Consider the following 19,893-nt stretch of genomic DNA (forward strand, 5'->3'; position numbering starts at 1 on the left):
GTAGTGTTGCGCTGCGGAAACACTCCGGCGTCTGCGAGCGGGAGACGTTCAGGGCACCAGCCAGTGAAAGAGGCCTTGCGCCTCGTCCCAGCCGATCTGGCGCTGGGCGCGGTGCTGCACCGCTTCGATGCGGCGGGCGTTGGGCTCGTCGGTGGACGCGATCCAGGCCAGCGCCGCTTCGCGGCTGCGCCCGAACCGCTGGTGGCGCTGCGCCAGCCGCTCCAGCCGAAGGCCGGGTTCCACCTGCAGGTACCAGACCTCGTCCAGCAGGCCGGCCACCGGTTGCCAGGGGCCGTCGTCCAGCAGCAGGTAGTTGCCTTCGGTGACGATCAGCGGCGTGTCGGGGAACACGGGCAGTGCGCCGGCCACGGGCTCTTCGATCTCCCGCCGGAAGTCGGGCGCGTAGACCACCTCGTCCTCCTTCTGCGCGCGCAAGCGCCGCAGCAGTGCTGCATAGCCGGCGGCGTCGAAGGTGTCGGGTGCGCCCTTGCGCGAGGCTCGACCGAGGCGTTCCAGCTCGGTCTGTGCCAGGTGGAAACCGTCCATGGGCACGGCCTGGGCCTGCTCGCCGACGGCCTGCGCCATCAGGCTGGCCAGGGTGGACTTGCCGGCGCCGGGGGGGCCGACGACGCCCAGCAGGCAGCGGGGGCCGCTGGCCAGCGCACGCAGGTGTTGGATCAGGTCGGGGTGGAGTGCGGGCGCGGTCATGGCCGCTGAATGTAGCGCAGCCTCAGGCCGGTTTCAGGGCCAGCAAACGTTCGCGCGCTTGCTGCAGGTGTTCGCGCAGGGTGTACCAGCGGTGGGCGTACCGGTCGGGCAGCTCCATGGTCGAGACCTCCCGCTCCAGGAGGTCGAGCCGTCTCACAAACGGCTGCAGGACGGCGGAATCACCCGGCGCGGCGTGCGTGAGCTCCTCTTCGAGGAACTTGAGCTCCCCATAGAAGTGCTGCAGTGCGGCGTCCACCCGCCAGTCGATGTAGCGAGGGGCCCGCAGCAGCAGGGCCGTGCCCACCAACCCCATGGGCAGCAGGGCATACAGCACCAGCTCGGCCCATTGCGCCGTGCCGTAGGGCAGCAGGGTCTCGAGCCATGGACGGCCGCCCCTGAGGTGCCGCGCCGCGGTGGGAGAGACCGGGAAGTCGCTGCCCACCGTGGACGGATACAGGCCCTGGCCTTCGAGAAAACCGGCCATCACATGCAGTTCGCCCGCGACGTCCAGCAGCGCGCGTTGCAGGGAAGGGTGCAGATCAGGGCGCACCAGCAGGTGGGTGAGGGTCACGACGCTGGGCAGGTCGGCGGCGGGCAGGTTGCTGCGCAGCTCGATGGAGCCTTGCGGCATGACCACCGCGCGCAGCCGCGGCTCGCGTGTGGCGAGCAGGCCGGCGCGCTCCACGCCGAGCAGGTGCACGCCATCCAGCCGCGCCAGGGTGGCGGCGGTCTGCGAGTCGCCGGTGGCCACATGGACCACCGCATCGACACGGCCTTCGCCGAAGGCACTGATCGCCGCGTCGCCCACGTCGGTCGTGAAGCTCACCTCGTCGGGCCGGATGCCGACATGCTGGAGCAGCAACTCGGCCGCGAGCCGGTTGGACGAACCCGCCACCGCGCTGGCGATGCGCTGGCCCTTGAGTTGTGACAGGCTGTGAATGCCTTCGCGGGCGAACAGCCACACGATCTCATGACCGATCACCGCCAGCGCCTGCACCTGCCCGCCTTGCGGCGCGTAGAGTCCCTGGGCGAAGCTCACGTCCAGCCCCGCCCCGCCGCGCGCCAGGCGTTCGAGTGGTTCCTGCGGCCGGTCGTGGGTGACGATGTCCACGGCAATGCCCATGTGCTCCAGCCGGGCGGCGTAGGCCCTGGCCAGAGCGAGGTAGCTGCTCTGGCCCGGCCCGGTGCCGATGACCACGCGCGGTGGTGGCAGCGGTTTCCAGACCCACAGTGTCACCGCCAGCAGCACACACACCGCCACCAGCACCGGCAGGTAGATCAGCCACCAGCGGCGGCGGTAGAGCAGCAGGATTTTCATCGCCCCCGGTACCCCCGGATGTGGCCGCGAACGAAATCGACGTGCTGGCGAAGGAGGTACCAGCGCTGGGCGAGTTCGGGTGGCAACTTCACCGACGCGATGGCGTCTTCCATCTCGCTCAGGCGCGAATTGATGCGACTGAGTTCGATGCCACCCACGTTGAGGGTGCTGGACGCCAGATCGTTCTCGATGAACATGAGTTCGCCATACCAGCGCGACACCCGGCTCTCCAGGCGCCAGCGCACCCAGGCCGGGACCAGGCGGAACAGCAGCACGGTGACCAGGGCCAGCGGCAGGCCGATCACCAGCAAGCGCTGCAGCACCTGCGCCCACCAGAAGGGCAGCACCGCCTCCAGGCCCCCCAGCCCTCGTGTCAGCACCATGCGGGCTTCGGGCGCGGCCGGGAAATCGCTGAAACGCAGCGCCGGGTATTCGCCTGCGCGGTGGAAGGCGCCTGCCTCGCGGTGCACCTCCAGCGCGATGGCGGTGGCCATGCGTTTGAGGGCGGAGTCCAGATCCTGGCGCGCGAGCAAGTGCGTCGGTGTGGTCAGCACGGGGGCGTCGGCTGGGGGCTGCCTGGGGCCAAGCGCATCTTGTGGCAACAGGCGGTTTTCAAGGTAGTTGTTGCGTTCGGCGATGGCTGCGGTGCGGTGCAGGGTCGCCAGTTGCACGCCGGGCGCGGTGAGCAGTGCGCTGACGCCCGGCGCGCTGGGCGCGGCCACCATGAACACCGCGTCGACGGTCTGGGCTTGCAGGGCGTCGCGTGCGGCCACGCCACTGAGGTCCGACAGGGTCACAGATTCAGGTGACACGTGCTGTTGCGCCAGCAGGCGGCGCAGCAAGCTGCGGTGGCCACTGCCTTCAGGGCCTGCAGCGACCCGCAGACCGGCCAGTTGCACCAGCGAGGTCATCGGGGTGTCCCGGCTGAACAGCCACAACACTTCGATGTCCACGCTGGCCAGCGTCTGCACCGCAGCCATGTCTCTGGGGTCGCCGGACGAGGACGACCACCCGAAGCCGCCCTGGACCAGCGCCAGATCGGCTTGGGGCGGGTCCGCCTGCAGGCGCCGGAGGTTGTCGGCCGAACCCGGAGACTCCAGCACCGTCAGTGTGATGCCTCGCCGGGCGAAGGCCTCGACGTACCGCGCGGCGTGCCAGTGGTAGGCGCCGTCGGCCTGGCCGGTGCTGATGGTCAGGCGCGAGGGGGGCATCGGGTAGAGCCACCACCAGGCCATGATGGCCAGCGCCACTGCCAGCAACGCCAGCGGCAAGCGGATCAGCATCCAGCGGTGGCGGTAGAGCGAGGCGGATGTCATGGGTTGGGGTTGAACGCCTTGCCAGCATAGGAGATTTGTATCTTTTTGCAATGCATGAATCGGACCCAGTCGTTCGACCGTCCCCCCGGTGCGACAGTGCAAAAAAAAAGCCGCCCGAAGGCGGCTGTTGCTGTTGGCCGGGACGGCCTCACATGCCGGCGTAGTTCGGCCCACCGCCGCCTTCTGGGGTGACCCAGACGATGTTCTGCGTCGGGTCCTTGATGTCGCAGGTCTTGCAGTGCACGCAGTTCTGCGCGTTGATCACCAGTTGATCGGCGCCGTCCTTGTTCACGAACTCGTAGACGCCTGCCGGGCAGTAACGGCTCTCGGGACCGGCGTACTTCGCCAGGTTGATCTGCACCGGCACGCTCGCGTCCTTCAGCGTCAGGTGCGCCGGCTGCTGCTCTTCGTGGTTGGTGTTGCTCACGAACACGCTGGAGAGGCGGTCGAAGGTGATCACGCCGTCCGGCTTCGGATACGTGATCTGCGGCATCTCCGCCGCTGGCTTGAGCTTGGTGTGGTCTTTGGTCGTGTTGTGCAGCGTCCAGGGCGGGGTGTTCACGCCCACCTTGGGCAGGAACCAGTGTTCGACACCGGTCATCAGCTTGCCCATGAGCGGGCTCTTCTTGAACCAGTTCTTGAAGTTGCGGTAGGTCCAGAGTTCCTCGTGCAGCCAGCTGGCCTTGAAGCCGGTCTCGAACGCGCTCAGTTCATCGGACTGGCGTCCCGCGGCCACGGCCTCGAACGCCGCTTCGGCGCACAACATGCCGCTCTTGATCGCCGCGTGGCTGCCCTTGATGCGGGCGGCGTTCAGGAAACCGGCGTTGCAGCCGACCATGGCGCCACCCGGGAACACCAGCTTGGGCAGGGCCTGGGGCGTGCCGTTGTTCAGCGCACGCGCGCCGTAGCCCAGGCGCTTGCCGCCTTCGATGTGCGCCTTGATGCTGGGGTGCGTCTTCCAGCGCTGCATCTCTTCGAACGGGCTCATCCAGGGGTTCTGGTAGTCCAGACCGATCACGTAGCCCAGCGTGACCTTGTTGCCTTCGAGGTGGTAGAGGAAACCACCGCCGAAGGCGTCGTCGTTCAGCGGCCAGCCGGCCGTGTGCACCACGAGACCGGGCTTGGCCTTGTCGGCCGGCACTTCCCAGAGTTCCTTGATGCCGATGGCGAAGGTCTGCGCGTCCTTGCCTTCGTCGAGCTTGTACTTGGCAATGAGTTGTTTGCCCAGGTGGCCGCGGGCGCCTTCGGCGAACACGGTGTACTTGGCGTGCAGTTCCATGCCGATCTGGAAGCTCTCCATGGGTTCGCCGTCTTTGCCCACGCCCTGGTTGCCGGTGGCCACACCCTTCACAGAGCCGTCATCGTGGTAAAGCACCTCGGCGGCCGAGAAGCCGGGGAAGATTTCCACGCCCAGGGCTTCGGCCTGCTCACCGAGCCACTTGGTCACAGCGCCCAGGCTGATGACATAGCAGCCGTGGTTGTCGAAGTTGCGCGGCATCAGCCAGTCGGGGGTGCGGGTGGCGCCGGTCTCGCTGAGCACCAGCAGGTCGTCGCCGGTCACGGGCTGGTTCAGCGGTGCGCCGAGTTCTTTCCAGTTCGGGAACAGCTCGGTGATGGCCTTGGGGTCCATGACCGCGCCACTGAGGATGTGGGCGCCGGGCTCGGAGCCTTTCTCGAGCACGCAGACGTTGATCTCGCTGCCTTTGTCGGCGGCGAGCTGCTTGAGGCGGATGGCGGTGGCCAGGCCGGCGGGGCCGCCGCCGACCACGACGACGTCGTATTCCATCGCTTCGCGTGGGCCGTAGGTGCTCAGGATTTCTTCGGGACTCATGATGGGCTGGCTTCCTCTTGTGTGGGGGGCCCGCCCGGAGGCAGGCCCTGTCGTGGGCGTGAAGGATTCTAGTGGCCGATGGCGCACAATGTTTGTCACCTGCGCCGCCCCGGCGGCGTTCCGATTGTCTTTCGAGGAGGTTCTCTAGATGGCCTACAGCCTTGACCTTTCCGGCCGTGTGGCCCTCATCACCGGTGCTTCGGGCGGCCTGGGCGAACAGTTTGCCAAGACCCTGGCCCGGGCAGGTGCGGCTGTGGTGCTGGCCAGCCGCCGCACCGATCGACTGATGGCGCTGCGCGCGCACATCGAGGCGGAGGGCGGCGACGCCCATGTGGTGGCGCTGGATGTGACCGATCTGGCGTCCATCAAGGCGGCCATCGCCCATGCCGAAACCGAGGTCGGCGCGATCGACATCCTGGTCAACAACTCGGGAGTGAGCACGACCCAGCGCCTGCAGGACGTGACCGAAGAAGACTTCGATTTCATCCTGAACACCAACACCAAAGGCGCTTTCTTCGTGGCCCAGGAAGTGGCCAAGCGCATGCTGGCGCGCGCCAAGGGTGCGGCACCGGGTACCTACGTGGGCGGTCGCATCATCAACATCGCGTCGATGGCCGGGCTCAAGGTGCTGCCGCAGATCGGCGTGTATTGCATGAGCAAGGCCGCCGTGGTGCACATGACCAAGGCCATGGCGGTGGAGTGGGGCAAGTACGGCATCAACGTCAACGCCATCTGCCCGGGCTACATCGACACCGAGATCAACCACCACCACTGGCAGACCGAGCAGGGCCAGAAACTCATCAACATGTTGCCGCGCAAGCGCGTGGGCCAGCCGGCCGACCTGGACGCGATCCTGGTCATGCTCGCTTCCAACGAGAGCCATTTCGTGAACGGCGCGGTCATTGCAGCGGATGACGGCTTCGGCGTCTGAGCGCGCGCCAGCGGGCCTGCCGCCCGGAATGGCTGCGGGCATTGCGGCTGGTCTGGGTGCAGGGGCGTTCTGGGGCACGACCTTTGTCGCGCCGCTGGTGGCACCCGGTTTCTCGTCGGAGGACTACACGGCGGGGCGGTTCATCGCCTGCGGCCTGTTTTCATTGGCGTGGATGCTGTGGCAGACGCTGATGACATCCCCGAAGGCACGCTCCGGCCTGTGGCCCGATGCGGCGCAGACGGGTGCAGCCCTCGGACTCAGCGTGCTGGGCTACACGGGCTACTACCTGCTGCTGGTCTACGGCATCGCGGACGCCGGGGCGGCGCTGCCGGCGCTGATCATCGGCACGCTGCCGGTCTGGATGATGCTGCTGGGCAAGCCGGATCACCTGCGCTGGGTGGCGCTCCTGCCTGGGCTGGTGCTGACCGCGGCCGGCATGGCGCTGATGATGGACGCCACCTCGGACGCAATGGGCGAGACCGGTTCGGGCCATTTGTGGCGAGGCGTGTTGCTCGCGGTCGGCGCCATGCTCAGCTGGCTGGCTTTCGGCATGCTCAACGCGCGCTGGATCCGCCGCCACCCCGAGGTCAAGTCCACCGCCTGGGCCAACTGGCTGGGGCTCGCGGCGGGTCTGGGCGGGCTGCTGCTCTGGCTGGGCTGGGGCACCGCCTGGCATGCACTGGTGTCACGGCCTGGCTTCGGCGCTTTTGTGTTCGTCTGTGCCTTCACTGGCATCGGCTCGGCCTGGATCGCGTCGGTGATGTGGAACGTGGCGAGCCGCCGCCTGAGCACCAGCCTGGCCGGCCAGCTCGTGGTGAGCGAAACCGTCTTTGCCTTGATTTATGCTTTTGTGTGGAGCGGCGACTGGCCGGCCACCGCTCAGCTGCTGGCGTGTGTGCTGTTCGTGGCCGGCATCCTGGCCTCCATCCGTGCACATCGATAGAACACCCATACAAGATGAAGCTTGAACTGCCTGACGACAAGACACTGGTGCACTCCATCGTGGTGCCCATCCGCTGGGGCGACATGGACGCCATGGGCCATGTCAACAACACGATCTACTTCCGTTACATGGAGATCGCCCGGCTGGACTGGTTCTTCGGCATGGGGCTGCCGGCAGATCCCAAAGGAGAAGGGCCGGTGATCGTCAACGCTTTCTGCAACTTCATCCGGCAACTGGAGTTCCCGGGCGATGTGCTGGTGCGAACCTATGCGGGGACGATGGGCAAGAGCTCGTTCGACACCTACCACGAGATGTCGCGCGTCGACGACCCGGACACGGTGTGTGCCAATGGCGGTGCGACCATTGTCTGGGTGGATTTCCCCCGGCAGAAATCGGTGCCCATGTCCGATCAGGCGCGGGCGCTGATCGAGACGGCCGGTGGGCCCCCGAGGCTCACCAAAGGTTGAACAGCCGATCCGTTGCAGGGACGCTTGGGGTCTTACTTGGCCTTGGGCACACGACCCATCAGGTAGAACTCGGGGTTCGGCATCATCCCGGTGACGTTGGCGACCCGGTTGGAGAGGCCGAAGAAGGCGGTGATGGCGGCAATGTCCCAGGCGTCTTCGTCGTCGAAACCGTGTTCGGCCAGTGCGGCGAAATCGGCATCGTCGATCTCGTGCGAGGCCAGGCAGACCTTCATCGCAAAGTCGAGCATGGCGCGCTGGCGTGGTGTGATGTCGGCCTTGCGGTGGTTCACCGCCACCTGGTCGGCCACCAGCGGTTTCTTCTCGTAGATGCGCAGGATCGCGCCGTGCGCGACCACGCAGTACAGGCAGTGGTTGGCCGCGCTGGTGGTGGTGACGATCATTTCGCGGTCACCCTTGCTCAGACCCGAGCTGCGACCCACCGCCTCCGGTGTCATCAGCGCGTCGTGGTACGCGAAGAACGCGCGCCACTCGGCCGGGCGGCGCGCCAGCCCCAGGAACACGTTGGGCACGAAGCCTGCTTTCTCCTGCACCTCAAGGATCTTGGCTTTGAGGTCATCGGGCAGGCTGTTCAGATCGGGCAGGGGATAGCGGGGTTTGGCGCTCATGGGGGTCTCCGTTCAGGTTCGTGGAATCTCGCCAGCTTATCCTCGGCCCTTGATCCGAATCTGACACATGGAGCACAGCATGCAGGACGAGCAATACCAGAAAGGCCTGGCCACCCGCCGCGAAGTGATGGGCGATCCGTTCGTGGACCGCGCACTGGCCGGCGCCACCCCCTTCACCCAGCCCATCCAGGACCACATTTCCCGCGCCGCCTGGGGCGACGTGTGGCAGCGGCCCGGGCTGGACCGCAAGACCCGCAGCCTGGTCACCGTGGCCATGCTCACCGCGCTGGGCAAGCAGCACGAGCTCAAGGGCCACGTGCGCGGCGCGCTCAACAACGGCGCCACGGTCGAGGAGATCCAGGAGGTGCTGCTGCACGCGGCCATCTACTGCGGCATCCCCACCTCGGTGGAGGCCTTTCGCACCGCGGCCGAGGTGGTGGAACCGCCCGCCGCCTGATCTGTTTTTTCTTTGAATGGAGTTCACCATGACCACGTTTCGCCGTTCCTTTTTGACGCGCTCCCTGCGCGCCGCGCTTGCTCTGGGCGCAGTCGCCAGCATGGGCCTGGCCCAGGCACAGACCACCACCCGGCTGATGGTGGGTTTCCCCGCCGGTGGCGGCACCGACGCCATCGCCCGCATCCTGGCCGAGCGCCTGCAGGCCGAGCTGGGCGCGCCGATGGTGGTCGAGAACAAGGCCGGGGCTGGTGGTCAGCTGGCGGCACAGGCCCTCAAGGCCGCCCCTGCCGACGGCCACACCTTGTTTCTGAGCCATGACCACAGCGTCTCGATCCTGCCGCTGACCATGAAGAACCCAGGTTTCGATCCCGTCAGGGACTTTGTGCCGGTGGCCGGGTTCGCCACCTTCGTGAACGCGGTGGCGTTGTCGGGCGGCACGCCTGCGCGCGACTTCAAGGCCTGGATCGACAGCGTGAGAAGCGCCGGCGGGAAATCCGCCATGGGCATCCCGGCACCCGCTTCCACGCCGCAGTTCGCGGTGCAGGTGATCGGCAAGCAGTTCGGCCTGGACCTGGTGGCCGCGCCCTACCGGGGCAGCGCGCCCATGATGGCGGACATGCTGGGCAACACCATTCCCGCGGGCGTGGGTTCTGTGCCCGACTTCATCGAAAACCACAAGGCCGGCAAACTGCGGGTGGCCGCCGTGATGGGCACGCAGCGCCAGGCGTCGCTGCCCGAGGTGCCGACCTTCACCGAGGTCGGCATCAAGGGCTTCGAAGAGGTGCCGTACTACGGCATCTTCGCGCCCGCCGGCACACCCAAGGCCACGCTGGACAAGCTGGCGGCGGCGGTCCAGAAAGTGATCGCCCTGCCAGACGTGAAAGACAAGCTGACCGCCATGGGCCTGACCGTGGGTTTCATGAGCGGCGCCGAACTCGGCAAGCGCGAGATCGCCTACCGCGAAGTCTGGGCAAAGATCATCAAAGACAGCGGCTACCAGCCACAGTGAGGCGGCTTAGCCGAGAGCTCCGCCGGGTGGCCTTGCCGGAGTGCTGTGTCCAAACCCAGAACGCGGCGGAACCGGCTTTGCCGGGCTGCACCGCGTTGCCCCCTGTAGGGGGTCGCGCGCAGCGCGGCGGGGGTTAGCTCAACAAGCGGTGCACCAGATCCGGCGTGCTGTGCGCCTGGTATTTGCGCATCAGCCGCGCGCGGTAGATTTCCACCGTGCGGTGGCTGATGCCCAGCAACTTGCCGATCTCCTTGCTGGTCAGGCCGTCCATCAGCAAGGCGGCCACCTCGCGCTCGCGCCCTGTCAGTTCGGCCTTGACGGCCCGGCGTGAACTCAGGTCCTCAAAACTCCAGATGCCGGCCTCGTGCGGCGCCTCACGGCGCAGCGCGCGCCCGGTCACGTGGCACCAGAAGGTCTCGCCCTTGAAGCGGCCGTCCATGCGCTTCATGATGCGGTCGTCGGCGTAGGTGCCGCTGCGCCCGAGGATGGGTTCGATGCGCGCGCCGGTGCGCTCGTACTCGTCGGCACTCGGATACAGCACCTGAAAACTCTGGCCCACCAGCTGATCGCGCGCGGCGCCAAACATCTCGCACAGGGCCTGGTTGCAGTCCACCATCGTGCGCTGGCGTGAGAGCGCCAGCCCGATGGGGGCCAGGTCGAAGGCGAGGCGATAGTCGATGCCGCTGACGCTGTCCATCGGGTCGGTGTTCGGGTTAGCCATTAGGTCAAACTACGTATGCTGTTACGTAGTATCGTAGCGCCCATCCCTGTTCAACCACTGGAGCAACCGACGTGAACAAGATTTACCCGAGCGCAGCCGAGGCCCTCAAGGGCGTGGTGGCCGACGGCCAGCTCATCGCCGTGGGCGGTTTTGGCCTGTGTGGCATCCCCGAAGCGCTGATCGACGCGCTGCGCGATTCCGGCGTCAAGAACCTGACCGCCATCTCCAACAACGCCGGCGTGGACGACTTCGGTCTGGGCAAGCTGCTGCAGACGCGCCAGATCAAGAAAATGATCTCGTCCTACGTGGGCGAAAACAAGGAGTTCGAGCGCCAGTACCTGGCCGGTGAACTCGAACTTGAATTCACGCCCCAGGGCACGCTGGCCGAGAAGCTGCGCGCCGGCGGGGCCGGCATCCCGGCCTTCTTCACCAAGACCGGTGTCGGCACCCTGGTGGCCGAAGGCAAGGAACTGCGCGAGTTCGACGGCGAGACCTACGTGATGGAGCGCTCGCTGCTGCCCGAGGTGTCGCTGGTGAAGGCCGACGTGGCCGACATGTCCGGCAACCTGCGCTTCAACATGACAGCACGCAACTTCAACCCCGCGGCCGCCACCGCCGGCAAGATCTGCATCGTCGAGGTGGAGCGCATCGTGGCCACCGGCGAGATCGCCCCGGACGACGTGCACCTGCCCGGCATCTACGTGCACCGCATCGTGCTCAACGCCAGCCCGGAAAAGCGCATCGAGAAGCGCACCACCCGCGACCGCAAATAAGGAGAACACCATGCCTTGGACCCAAGACCAGATGGCCGCGCGCGCGGCGCAGGAACTGCAGGACGGTTTTTACGTGAACCTCGGCATCGGCATCCCGACGCTGGTGGCCAACCACGTGCCCGACCACGTGGAGGTGTGGCTGCAGAGCGAGAACGGCATGTTGGGCATCGGCCCCTTCCCCTACGAAGACGAGGTGGACCCGGACCTGATCAACGCCGGCAAGCAGACCGTGACCACCATGAAGGGCTCGGCCATCTTCGGCAGCGACCAGTCGTTCGCCATGATCCGCGGCGGCAAGATCAACCTGTCCATCCTGGGCGCCATGCAGGTGACGGCCGAGGGTGACCTGGCCAACTGGATGATCCCCGGCAAGATGGTCAAGGGCATGGGCGGCGCCATGGACCTGGTGGCCGGCGTCAAGCGCGTGATCGTGCTGATGGAACACGTGGCCAAGAAGAAAGACGGCACCGAAGACCTGAAGATCCTGCCGAAGTGCACCTTGCCACTCACGGGCAAGGGCGTGGTGAACCGCATCATCACCGACCTGGCCGTGATGGACGTGACGCCCGAAGGCCTGAAGGTGGTGGAGATGGCGCCCGATGTGACGCTGGAGCTGCTGCAGTCCAAGACCGGTGTGACCCTGATCTGACGCGGGCAGGCCGCGGTGCCTGGCGACCGATCCGCATGGAAAAAGGCCCCGAGGGGCCTTTTGAAATCTGGAGCGGGTGAAGGGAATCGAACCCTCGTATGAAGCTTGGGAAGCTGCCGTTCTGCCATTGAACTACACCCGCGAAGCCGCGTAGTTTACTTGAGGATGTCGCCCAGGCAGAGGTACTTGATTTCGACGTAGTCGTCCATGCCATGGTGTGAGCCTTCGCGGCCCAGTCCCGACTGCTTCACGCCGCCAAACGGCACGTGTTCGGTGGCCAGGATGCCGACGTTGATGCCGACCATGCCGTACTCCAGCGCTTCGGCCACGCGGTAGATGCGGCCGATGTCGCGGCTGTAGAAGTAGCTGGCCAGACCGAACTCGGTGTTGTTGGCCGCGTCGATGGCTTCCTGCTCGGTGGTGAACTTGAACACCGGGGCGAAGGGGCCGAAGGTTTCTTCCTTGGCGCACAGCATGTCGGCGGTCGCATCAGCGACCACGGTGGGTTCGAAGAACTGGCCGTCCAGGCGGTTGCCGCCGACCAACACCCGGCCGCCTTTGGCGCGGGCGTCGTCCACGTGGCGCTGCACCTTGACCAGTGCGGCTTCTTCGATCAGCGGGCCCTGGTTCACGCCGTCTTCAAAGCCGTTGCCGACCTTGGCGGTCTTCACCCTGGCGGCGAACTTGGTGACGAACTCGTCGTACACACCTTCCTGCACGTAGAAGCGGTTGGAACAGACGCAGGTCTGGCCGGCGTTGCGGTACTTGCTGGCGAACGCGCCTTCGACCGCCGAGTCGATGTCGGCGTCGTTGAACACGATGAAGGGCGCGTTGCCGCCGAGTTCCAGCGACATCTTTTTCACCGTGGGCGCGCTCTGCGCCATCAGGATGCGGCCCACTTCGGTGGAGCCCGTGAAGCTGATGTGGCGCACCACATCGGAGGCGCACAGCACCTTGCCCACCGCGATGGAGTTCTGGTCATCGGCCGTGATCATGTTGAGCACACCGGCCGGGATGCCGGCGCGGATCGCCAGCTCGGCCGCGGCCAGCGCGGTCAGCGGCGTGAGTTCGGCGGGCTTGATGATGACGGGGCAGCCGGCGGCCAGCGCGGGCGCCACCTTGCGCGTGATCATGGCCAGCGGGAAGTTCCAGGGCGTGATGGCTGCGCAGACGCCGATGGGCTGCTTGAGCACCATCAGGCGGCGGTTGTTGTCGAACTGCGGCAGGGTCTCGCCGTTGACGCGTTTGGCCTCTTCGGCGAACCATTCGACGAAGCTGGCGCCGTAGGCCACTTCGCCCTTGGCTTCGGGCAGGGGCTTGCCCTGCTCGGCCGTCATGATGCGGCCGAGGTCGTCCTGGTTGGCCATGAGCAGGTCGTACCACTTGCGCAGGACGATGCTGCGCTCCTTGGCGGTCTTGCCCTTCCAGCCGGCCCAGGCGGCGTTGGCGGCGGCGATGGCGGCTTCGGCGTCGGCGGGGCCGAGGTTGGCCACATCGGCCAGCTTCAGGCCGGTGGCCGGGTCGAGCACGTCAAAACGGCTGGCGCCTTTGACCCACTCGCCGTTGATCAGCGCGTCGGTCTTGAGCAGGGTCGGGTCCTTGAGCAGGGCCAGGGGGGAAGTCTTCATGTCCATGCGGTCTCCTTGAATGGGTTGGGAGGGATTTTATTTAACTTGTTAAACAGCTGCGGCCGGAGGGTGATGTGGCCCCCCCCGGTTTCGTGGGTCCGGATCGGATTCACTTCAACAGCTCGGTCAGCTTCTTGTCGATCTGCGCACCGTTGGTCACCCAGTACGACGGGCTGAAGGCCAGCGAGCGGCGCAGGTTGCCGGGGGCCGAGGGCAGGTCGCTGGGCGCCATCGACAGGTCGATCAGGTGCTTGTCGTCGGGCACGCGCTTGCGCCCGGTGTCGTAAGCGAGGATCGCGTTGTAGTTGGTCGGGCCGTAGGTGATCTCGCGCGAGAAAGCCAGCTGCGCCGGGTCCGACGTCGCGAAGTTCACGAAGGCGCGCGCCCGGTCGGCGCGGGGTGAGCCCTTGACGATAGCCCAGTAATCGAGGTCGTAGATCGCGTCGTTCCACGCGATGGTCAGGCCATCGGCACCGTCGGCCACGGCGGCCGAGATGCGCCCGTTGTAGGCCGTGCTCATGACCCATTCGCCGCCGGCCAGCGCCTTGGGCGGTTGCGAGCCCGACTCCCACCAGACGATGTGGGGCTTGAGCTGCTGCAACTTGTTGAGCGCACGCTGCAGGCCGGCCTCGGTGCCCAGCGTGGCGTAGACGTCGCGGCGGTGCACGCCGTCGGCCATCAGTGCGAATTCGAGGTTGTACCGGGCACCCTTGCGCATGCCGCGCTTGCCCGGAAACTTCTTGATGTCCCAGAAATCGGCCCAGCCGGTCGGTGCGGTTTTGAGTGTCGCGCTGTTGTAGGCCAGCACGGTCGACCAGACGAAAGCGCCGACACCGCAGGACTGAACGCTGCCGGGCATGAGCATCGACGCGTTCTTGACCTGGGCCTTGTCGAAGGGCTCGAACAGACCTTCCTTGCAGCCCACGGTCAGTTCCGACGATTCCACCTCGACCACGTCCCAGGTGGGCTTGTTGGCCTGCACCATCTTGCGCACCGCGCCGAGGTCGCCGTCGTACTCGACGCCCTGGGCGGCCGAGTTCGATTCGCGGGAGAAAGGCTTGAGGAACGCGATCTCCTGGGCCTTGCCGTTGGCACCGCCGAAATTGGCGACCACCAGCGGCTGGGTCTGGGCCGAGACCATGGCCGGGAGCGCCATGGTCAGGAAGAGGAGGTGTCTGGAGATCATGTGCATGGCGTCAGCGGCGGGGCGGACCACGGGGCGGTCTTCATGCCCTCGGTCTTTGGGGTGTCTGTGGTGAAAGGGCGAGCGCGTTCAGCGCATTTCAATTTCCACGAACACGACGTCGTGTCCGGTGGGGTTGATGACGTTGTGCTCCACGCCCACGTTCCGGGTGTACGACTGGCCCGGCGTCAGCGGTGCCGTGCGGTTGCCTTCCGGGGTTTCCAGCAGCAGCTCGCCGCCGGTCATGGGCACGACCACGTAGTCGTGTGCGTGGCGGTGCCAGCCGGTTTCTGCGCCCGGGGCAAAACGCCACTCGGTGACGATCACGCGTTCGTTGGAGATCTGCACGGTGGGGACGGCTTGGGGGCGGCTCATGGGGGGGCTCCTTGTCACAACGGGGGTCAGCGGTAGGCCACGCCGGGCAGCACGCACAACATTTCAAACAGCAGGTTGGCGCCCAGCAGGGCGGTGTTGCCGCTGGTGTCGTAGGCCGGGGACACTTCGACCAGGTCGCAGCCCACCAGGTTCAGGCCGCGGCAGCCCCGCACGATCTCCAGCGCCTGCGGCACGGTGAGGCCGCCGATCTCGGGCGTGCCGGTGCCGCCGGCGTAGGCCGGGTCGATGCCGTCGATGTCGAAGCTGAGGTAGGTGGGTGTGTCGGGGCCGATCTTTTGCCGGATGTCGGCCATCAGCGGCGCCAGGCTGGTCCACCAGACCTCGTGCGCGGGCACCACGGTGAAACCCTGCTGGCGCGGCCAGTCGAAGTCTTCGGCCGAATAGCCGCTGCCGCGCAGGCCGATCTGCCAGACCTTGTCCCCAATCAGCAGGCCTTCTTCCACGGCGCGGCGGAACGGTGTGCCGTGGGCAATGGCCTCGCCGAACATGTCGGGGTTCACGTCGGCGTGGGCGTCCACATGGATCAGCGCCACCGGACCGTGCTTCGCCTTCATGGCGCGCAGGATGGGCAGGGCGATGGTGTGGTCGCCGCCGAGCGTGAGCGGGATGCAGCCGGCGTCGATGATCGGGCGGTAGTGCTGCTCGATGAGGTCCACCGACTTCAGCAGGTGGTAGGTGTTGATCGCCACGTCGCCGAGGTCGGCCACCTGCAACGCGTCGAAGGGCGCGGCCCCCGTCGCCATGTTGTAGGGCCGGATCAGGCATGACTCGGCGCGGATCTGGCGCGGGCCGAAACGCGCGCCCGGGCGGTGGCTGGTACCGATGTCGAGTGGCACGCCGATGAAGCCGGCGTTGAGCCCGACGGCCGACGTGGCGACCGGCAGCCGCATCATGCTGGCCAGGCCACCGAAGCGCGGCATGGTGTTGCCGCCGAGCGGCTGGTTGAAAGCGTTGGGTTCGCTCATGGCATCAGGTGCGTGGTTTGCTCAGCTGGAAGTCCAGATGCGCCTTCACGCTGGGCCACTCGTGCGCCACGATGCTGTAGACACAGGTGTCGCGCAGCGCGCCGTGGGCGTCGGGGTGGCGGTTGATCTGGTGCGAGCGCAGCACGCCGTCCAGTTTGGCGCCCAGGCGCTCGATGCCGCGCCGGCTCTGGTGGTTGAAGAAGTGGGTGCGGAACTCCACCGCGATGCAGTCCAGCACCTCGAAGGCGTGCGTCAGCAGCAGGCGTTTGCATTCGGTGTTGATGGGGCTGCGCTGCACGGCCACGCGGTACCAGGTGGAGCCGATCTCGACGCGGCGGTTGGCGGCGTCGATGTTCATGTAGGTGGTCATGCCCACGGCCTTGCCGCTGGCATCGAGCACCGCGAAAGGCAGCATGCTGCCCGCTTTCTGCAGGCCCAGGCGGCGCTGGATCTCTGCCGCCATGCCCTCGGGCGTGGGGATGGCGGTGTACCAGAGCTTCCAGAGTTCGCCGTCGCGCACGGCCTCGACCAGGTCGTCGTGGTGGGCCGCGGTCAGGGGAACCAGGCTGGCGTGCTGGCCGCGCAGCGTCGTGTCTTGGGTGAAGGACATGGGATGTTTCAGCTCACTTGCGGCGGCCGCGCAACCACTCCAGCGTCAGCATCAGCGCGGTCGTGAACAGGATCAGCAGCGTGGCGACGGCGGCGATGGTGGGCGAGATGTTTTCGCGGATGCCGGTGAACATCTGGCGCGGCAGCGTGACCTGCTCGGGGCCGGCGAGGAACAGCGTGACCACGACCTCGTCGAACGAGGTGGCGAACGCGAACAGCGCGCCCGAGATCACGCCCGGTGCGATGACGGGCAGCGTGACGCGGAAGAAGGTCTCCAGCGGGCTGGCGCCCAGACTCAGGCTGGCTTTCACCAGGTTGTGGTTGAAGCTCTGCAGTGTGGCCAGCACGGTGGTCACCACGAAGGGCGCGCCGAGCGCGGCGTGCACGATCACCAGGCCGAGGTAGCTGTCGTTCAGGCCCCAGCGTGCGAAATAGAGGTAGGTGCTCACGGCCACCACGACGATGGGCACCACCATGGGTGAAATGAGCAGGCCGGTGATGAAGCTCTTGCCGAAGAACTTGGTGTGGGCCAGGCCCATGGCGGCCAGCGTGCCGAGCGCGGTGGCCAGCAGCGTGGCCAGCGGGGCGACGATGAAGCTGTTTTTCGCGGCGCGCGACCAGTCGTCGGAGGCGAACATCTCGCGGTACCACTTCAGCGACCAGCCTTCGATCGGGTAGGCGAGGAACGAAGAGTCGCTGAACGACAGCGGGATGATCACCACCACCGGCAGCAGCAGGAAGGCCAGCACGGCCACCCCGCCAAAGCGCAGGGCGAACCAGCCGAGCTTGTCCAGCAGGGTGTAGTAGGCGGGGAAGTCGGGCAGTTTCATTTTGAAAGAACGACCCGCCGGGCCGCCCCAAGGGTTGTTCGCGCCCCCTCGGGGGGCAGCGAGTACATGTAATGACGAGCGTGGGGGCTCATGGTTCTAGCCCAGGCTGAGTTCCGACTTCGAGACCTTGCGGTAGACCGCGTAGAGGATCAGCGTGGTGGTCAGCAGCACGCCGCCGAGCGCGCAGGCCATGCCCCAGTTCACTTCCACGTTGGTGTACTGCGCCACGTAGTAGCTCAGCATCTGGTCGCTCGGGCCGCCGAGCAGGGCGGGCGTCACGTAGTAGCCGATGCTGGTGATGAAGACCAGCAGGCCGCCCGCGGCCACGCCGGGGTAGGTCTGCGGCAGGTAGACGCGCACGAAGGCGGCGAAGGGCGCGCTGCCCAGCGAGATGGCCGCGCGCAGGTAGTTGGGCGGCACCGACTTCATCACGCTGTACAGCGGCAGGATGGCGAAGGGCAGCAGGATGTGCACCATCGCGATGATCACGCCCACGCGGTTGAACAGCAGCGGGATCGGCGTGTCGGTGACGCCCAGCCACATGAAGAAGCGGTTGACCAGGCCGTTGTTCTGCAGCAGCACGATCCAGGCGGCGATGCGCACCAGCACCGAGGTCCAGAACGGCAGCAGCACGAGGATCAGCACCACGTTGGCCTTGCGTTCGGAGAGCGTGGAGAGCCAGTAGGCCAGCGGGTAGGCCAGCAGCAGGCAGAAGAAGGTGACGACCGCGCTCATCTGGAAGGTGCGGCCGAGGATGTCGCTGAAGGCGGCTTCGCCTTCGCCCACCTTGACGATGTCGCCTTGCGGTGTGCGCTTGAGGTCGACCGCGGTCAGCAGGTAGTCGGGCGTCCAGCGCGAGCTGTTTTTCGCGATGGCCTGCCAGTAGGGCAGCTCTTCCCAGCGGGCGTCTTGTTCGATCAGTTTGGCCCTGGCCGCGTCGGGGCCGAGGGCCTCGCCCTTGACCTCTTCGGATTGCAGGGCTCGGTAGGTGCCCATGACCAGCGAACGGCCACCGGCCACTTCGCTGTTGAGGCGCCGCGCCAGCACGCCGGCCTGCGAGGTCTCGGAAATGGCCGACAGGTCGGTCAGCAGGGCGGCGTAGGCCTCGGAAGGGGGCGGGCTGTTGCGGTCCCAGTCGCTCAGCGCCTGCCCCGTGCGGGGCAGGACGTCGGCGACCTCGGGGTTCTCAACCGCCCGCACCAGCAAAGACGCCAGTGGAACCAGAAAAAACACCAGCAGGAATGCCAGCAGGGGCACGGTCAACGCGAACGCGCGCACCTTGCGGCGCCGCTCGGCGCGGCCCAGCTGGGCTGCCAGATCAAGGGTTCCACCGGCCATCATCATTGCGCTGCCCAGGCCGAGAAGCGCTTCTCCAGGGCTTCACCCTGGTCGGCCCAGAAGGCGATGCCGAACTGCAGCGCGTCCTTGCTGTTGGCCGCAGACGTGGGCAGCAGCCCCAGCACCTTGGCGTCGAGCTTGCCCAGCGCCTTGTTGTTGGTCGGGCCGTAGCTGATGTTCTTCGCGTATTCGGCCTGCGCGTCGGGCGAGCTGGCCATGGCGATGAACTTCAGGGCCGCGTCCTTGTTGGGCGTGCCCTTGGGCATGACCCAGTAGTCCAGGTCGTAGATGCCGCCGGTCCAGGTGATCTTCAGGTTCTTGCCTTCGCGCTGGGCGGCGTCGATGCGGCCGTTGTAGGCGGTGGTCATGGCCACGTCGCCCGCCACCAGGAACTGCGGCGGCTGCGCGCCGGCTTCCCACCACTGGATGTTGGGCTTGAGCTCGGTCAGCTTCTTGAACGCGCGCTCGGCGCCGTCCTTGGTGGCCAGCACCTTGTAGACGTCGGCGGGCTTGACGCCGTCGGCCATCAGGGAGAACTCGAGGTTGTAGCGGGCGCCTTTGCGCATGCCGCGCTTGCCGGGGAATTTTTTCACGTCCCAGAAATCGGCCCAGGTGGTGGGCGCGGTCTTGAGCTTGTCGCCGTCGTAGGCCATCACGGTAGACCACACGAAGGTGCCCACGCCGCACTCGTGCACGGCGGCTTTCTGGAAGTCGGCCTTGTTGCCGACCTTGGCCCAGTCCATCTTCTCGAACAGGCCTTCGTCACAGCCGCGGCTCAGGTCCGGGCTTTCGACTTCGACCACGTCCCAGGTGACCTTCTTGGCTTCGACCATGGCCTTGATCTTGGCCTGTTCGCCGTTGTATTCCACCGCGGTGATCTTGCCGCCACCGGCTTTTTCGTAGGCCTCGAAATAGGCCTTCTTCTGCGCGGCGCCGTTGGCACCGCCGAAGTTCACGACGGTCAGCTGGCTCTGGGCCATCACGGGCAGGCTGGCCATCAAGGCCACCGCCAACAGAACGGGTTTGAGTTTCATGGGTCTTATCTCCAGGGGGTTGAGGAACAGGAAAACAGAAGTTGGCTTTCGATCACGCCGAAGCCCGCAACGCGCGGCATGACGTGGTCCAACCGGGGGACACCGCCGGGCCGGCTTTGCCGGACGGCTGGTGTCGCCCCCTTGAGGGGGTAGCGCGAAGC

General features: G+C 66.6%; 21 protein-coding genes and 1 tRNA gene. 7 read left to right on the forward strand and 15 right to left on the reverse strand.

What is annotated here, in order from left to right; genetic code table 11:
* Positions 1-48 precede the first annotated feature (48 nt).
* From IM738_RS05305 to IM738_RS05320, 4 genes are all read right to left on the reverse strand, one after another.
* A complete protein-coding gene (locus IM738_RS05305) occupies positions 49-708 on the reverse strand; it encodes a nucleoside/nucleotide kinase family protein (protein WP_236964850.1) in 660 nt (219 codons plus the stop codon).
* Between the two features lie 22 nt (positions 709-730).
* A complete protein-coding gene (locus tag IM738_RS05310; RefSeq protein WP_236964851.1) occupies positions 731-2,026 on the reverse strand; it encodes an ABC transporter substrate-binding protein in 1,296 nt (431 codons plus the stop codon).
* Entirely contained in the window at positions 2,023-3,342 is a 1,320-nt protein-coding gene (locus IM738_RS05315; protein WP_236964852.1) for a TAXI family TRAP transporter solute-binding subunit, read from the reverse strand. Before IM738_RS05315 ends, IM738_RS05310 begins: the two co-directional genes overlap by 4 nt.
* 148 nt (positions 3,343-3,490) lie before the next feature.
* On the reverse strand, positions 3,491-5,173 hold the full coding sequence (locus tag IM738_RS05320) for an electron transfer flavoprotein-ubiquinone oxidoreductase (protein WP_236964853.1): 1,683 nt from the start codon (positions 5,171-5,173) through the stop codon (positions 3,491-3,493).
* Positions 5,174-5,321: 148 nt separating this feature from the next.
* On the opposite strand from IM738_RS05320, the gene IM738_RS05325 reads away from it, so the two are divergent.
* From IM738_RS05325 to IM738_RS05335, 3 genes are read left to right on the forward strand one after another with little or no spacing between them, the layout of a single operon-like run.
* Positions 5,322-6,104, forward strand: coding sequence for an SDR family oxidoreductase (locus IM738_RS05325; RefSeq protein ID WP_236964854.1), 783 nt, complete (start codon positions 5,322-5,324; stop codon positions 6,102-6,104).
* A gap of 28 nt (positions 6,105-6,132) precedes the next feature.
* Entirely contained in the window at positions 6,133-7,047 is a 915-nt protein-coding gene (locus IM738_RS05330; RefSeq protein ID WP_236964855.1) for a DMT family transporter, read from the forward strand.
* A 14-nt stretch (positions 7,048-7,061) separates the two neighbouring features.
* Positions 7,062-7,514: an acyl-CoA thioesterase gene (locus IM738_RS05335; RefSeq protein WP_236964856.1), complete on the forward strand. Its 453-nt coding sequence runs from the start codon at positions 7,062-7,064 to the stop codon at positions 7,512-7,514.
* 32 nt (positions 7,515-7,546) lie between these two features.
* On the opposite strand, the gene IM738_RS05340 is transcribed toward IM738_RS05335, so the two are convergent.
* Positions 7,547-8,140, reverse strand: a complete 594-nt coding sequence (locus IM738_RS05340; RefSeq protein ID WP_236964857.1) for a peroxidase-related enzyme — start codon at positions 8,138-8,140, stop codon at positions 7,547-7,549.
* 67 nt (positions 8,141-8,207) lie between these two features.
* Between IM738_RS05340 and pcaC the strand changes: the two genes are divergently transcribed.
* Together pcaC and IM738_RS05350 are read left to right on the forward strand one after the other, a co-directional pair.
* Positions 8,208-8,597 carry a 4-carboxymuconolactone decarboxylase gene (gene pcaC, locus IM738_RS05345; protein WP_236964858.1) on the forward strand — a complete coding sequence of 130 codons (390 nt, stop codon included), beginning with the start codon at positions 8,208-8,210 and terminating at the stop codon, positions 8,595-8,597.
* 28 nt (positions 8,598-8,625) lie between these two features.
* Positions 8,626-9,606: a Bug family tripartite tricarboxylate transporter substrate binding protein gene (locus tag IM738_RS05350; RefSeq protein WP_236964859.1), complete on the forward strand. Its 981-nt coding sequence runs from the start codon at positions 8,626-8,628 to the stop codon at positions 9,604-9,606.
* Positions 9,607-9,739: 133 nt separating this feature from the next.
* On the opposite strand, the gene IM738_RS05355 is transcribed toward IM738_RS05350, so the two are convergent.
* Positions 9,740-10,327: a LuxR C-terminal-related transcriptional regulator gene (locus tag IM738_RS05355; RefSeq protein WP_236964860.1), complete on the reverse strand. Its 588-nt coding sequence runs from the start codon at positions 10,325-10,327 to the stop codon at positions 9,740-9,742.
* 71 nt (positions 10,328-10,398) lie between these two features.
* Here IM738_RS05355 and IM738_RS05360 point away from each other — a divergent pair, with 71 nt between their 5' ends.
* Positions 10,399-11,100: a CoA transferase subunit A gene (locus tag IM738_RS05360; protein WP_236964861.1), complete on the forward strand. Its 702-nt coding sequence runs from the start codon at positions 10,399-10,401 to the stop codon at positions 11,098-11,100.
* 10 nt (positions 11,101-11,110) lie between these two features.
* Entirely contained in the window at positions 11,111-11,749 is a 639-nt protein-coding gene (locus IM738_RS05365) for a CoA transferase subunit B (protein ID WP_236964862.1), read from the forward strand.
* A 68-nt stretch (positions 11,750-11,817) separates the two neighbouring features.
* Here IM738_RS05365 and IM738_RS05370 read toward each other — a convergent pair.
* The 9 genes from IM738_RS05370 to IM738_RS05410 form a co-directional block, all read right to left on the reverse strand.
* Positions 11,818-11,891, reverse strand: a tRNA-Gly gene (locus IM738_RS05370).
* Between the two features lie 13 nt (positions 11,892-11,904).
* The gene (locus IM738_RS05375) at positions 11,905-13,383 is read right to left on the reverse strand and encodes an NAD-dependent succinate-semialdehyde dehydrogenase (RefSeq protein ID WP_272907792.1); all 1,479 of its coding nucleotides are present in this window, start codon (positions 13,381-13,383) and stop codon (positions 11,905-11,907) included.
* 103 nt (positions 13,384-13,486) lie between these two features.
* Entirely contained in the window at positions 13,487-14,563 is a 1,077-nt protein-coding gene (locus IM738_RS05380) for an ABC transporter substrate-binding protein (protein ID WP_236964864.1), read from the reverse strand.
* A gap of 87 nt (positions 14,564-14,650) precedes the next feature.
* Positions 14,651-14,935 carry a cupin domain-containing protein gene (locus tag IM738_RS05385; RefSeq protein WP_236964865.1) on the reverse strand — a complete coding sequence of 95 codons (285 nt, stop codon included), beginning with the start codon at positions 14,933-14,935 and terminating at the stop codon, positions 14,651-14,653.
* A gap of 26 nt (positions 14,936-14,961) precedes the next feature.
* Positions 14,962-15,921, reverse strand: coding sequence for an agmatinase (gene speB, locus IM738_RS05390; protein ID WP_236964866.1), 960 nt, complete (start codon positions 15,919-15,921; stop codon positions 14,962-14,964).
* Positions 15,922-15,925: 4 nt separating this feature from the next.
* Complete coding sequence (locus IM738_RS05395; protein WP_236964867.1) at positions 15,926-16,531, reverse strand: GNAT family N-acetyltransferase; 606 nt, start codon at positions 16,529-16,531, stop codon at positions 15,926-15,928.
* Positions 16,532-16,544: 13 nt separating this feature from the next.
* Positions 16,545-17,360 carry an ABC transporter permease gene (locus IM738_RS05400; protein ID WP_236964868.1) on the reverse strand — a complete coding sequence of 272 codons (816 nt, stop codon included), beginning with the start codon at positions 17,358-17,360 and terminating at the stop codon, positions 16,545-16,547.
* A gap of 96 nt (positions 17,361-17,456) precedes the next feature.
* Positions 17,457-18,701, reverse strand: coding sequence for an ABC transporter permease (locus IM738_RS05405; protein ID WP_442908513.1), 1,245 nt, complete (start codon positions 18,699-18,701; stop codon positions 17,457-17,459).
* Positions 18,701-19,732, reverse strand: coding sequence for an ABC transporter substrate-binding protein (locus IM738_RS05410; protein WP_236964870.1), 1,032 nt, complete (start codon positions 19,730-19,732; stop codon positions 18,701-18,703). Before IM738_RS05410 ends, IM738_RS05405 begins: the two co-directional genes overlap by 1 nt.
* Positions 19,733-19,893: the final 161 nt, after the last annotated feature.

The organism is Hydrogenophaga sp. SL48 (genome assembly GCF_021729865.1).
GTDB lineage: Bacteria > Pseudomonadota > Gammaproteobacteria > Burkholderiales > Burkholderiaceae_C > Hydrogenophaga.

Excerpts from the sequence above, each read along its gene's own strand:
- IM738_RS05350 (WP_236964859.1), top strand. The coding sequence starts at position 8,626 with ATGACCACGTTTCGCCGTTCCTTTTTGACGCGCTCCCTGCGCGCCGCG.
- IM738_RS05330 (WP_236964855.1), top strand. The coding sequence starts at position 6,133 with ATGGCTGCGGGCATTGCGGCTGGTCTGGGTGCAGGGGCGTTCTGGGGC.
- IM738_RS05380 (WP_236964864.1), bottom strand. The coding sequence starts at position 14,563 with ATGATCTCCAGACACCTCCTCTTCCTGACCATGGCGCTCCCGGCCATG.
- speB (WP_236964866.1), bottom strand. The coding sequence starts at position 15,921 with ATGAGCGAACCCAACGCTTTCAACCAGCCGCTCGGCGGCAACACCATG.
- IM738_RS05320 (WP_236964853.1), bottom strand. The coding sequence starts at position 5,173 with ATGAGTCCCGAAGAAATCCTGAGCACCTACGGCCCACGCGAAGCGATG.
- pcaC (WP_236964858.1), top strand. The coding sequence starts at position 8,208 with ATGGAGCACAGCATGCAGGACGAGCAATACCAGAAAGGCCTGGCCACC.
- IM738_RS05395 (WP_236964867.1), bottom strand. The coding sequence starts at position 16,531 with ATGTCCTTCACCCAAGACACGACGCTGCGCGGCCAGCACGCCAGCCTG.
- IM738_RS05405 (WP_442908513.1), bottom strand. The coding sequence starts at position 18,701 with ATGATGGCCGGTGGAACCCTTGATCTGGCAGCCCAGCTGGGCCGCGCC.
- IM738_RS05305 (WP_236964850.1), bottom strand. The coding sequence starts at position 708 with ATGACCGCGCCCGCACTCCACCCCGACCTGATCCAACACCTGCGTGCG.
- IM738_RS05315 (WP_236964852.1), bottom strand. The coding sequence starts at position 3,342 with ATGACATCCGCCTCGCTCTACCGCCACCGCTGGATGCTGATCCGCTTG.
- IM738_RS05310 (WP_236964851.1), bottom strand. The coding sequence starts at position 2,026 with ATGAAAATCCTGCTGCTCTACCGCCGCCGCTGGTGGCTGATCTACCTG.
- IM738_RS05385 (WP_236964865.1), bottom strand. The coding sequence starts at position 14,935 with ATGAGCCGCCCCCAAGCCGTCCCCACCGTGCAGATCTCCAACGAACGC.
- IM738_RS05335 (WP_236964856.1), top strand. The coding sequence starts at position 7,062 with ATGAAGCTTGAACTGCCTGACGACAAGACACTGGTGCACTCCATCGTG.
- IM738_RS05410 (WP_236964870.1), bottom strand. The coding sequence starts at position 19,732 with ATGAAACTCAAACCCGTTCTGTTGGCGGTGGCCTTGATGGCCAGCCTG.
- IM738_RS05340 (WP_236964857.1), bottom strand. The coding sequence starts at position 8,140 with ATGAGCGCCAAACCCCGCTATCCCCTGCCCGATCTGAACAGCCTGCCC.
- IM738_RS05355 (WP_236964860.1), bottom strand. The coding sequence starts at position 10,327 with ATGGCTAACCCGAACACCGACCCGATGGACAGCGTCAGCGGCATCGAC.
- IM738_RS05375 (WP_272907792.1), bottom strand. The coding sequence starts at position 13,383 with ATGGACATGAAGACTTCCCCCCTGGCCCTGCTCAAGGACCCGACCCTG.
- IM738_RS05325 (WP_236964854.1), top strand. The coding sequence starts at position 5,322 with ATGGCCTACAGCCTTGACCTTTCCGGCCGTGTGGCCCTCATCACCGGT.
- IM738_RS05400 (WP_236964868.1), bottom strand. The coding sequence starts at position 17,360 with ATGAAACTGCCCGACTTCCCCGCCTACTACACCCTGCTGGACAAGCTC.
- IM738_RS05365 (WP_236964862.1), top strand. The coding sequence starts at position 11,111 with ATGCCTTGGACCCAAGACCAGATGGCCGCGCGCGCGGCGCAGGAACTG.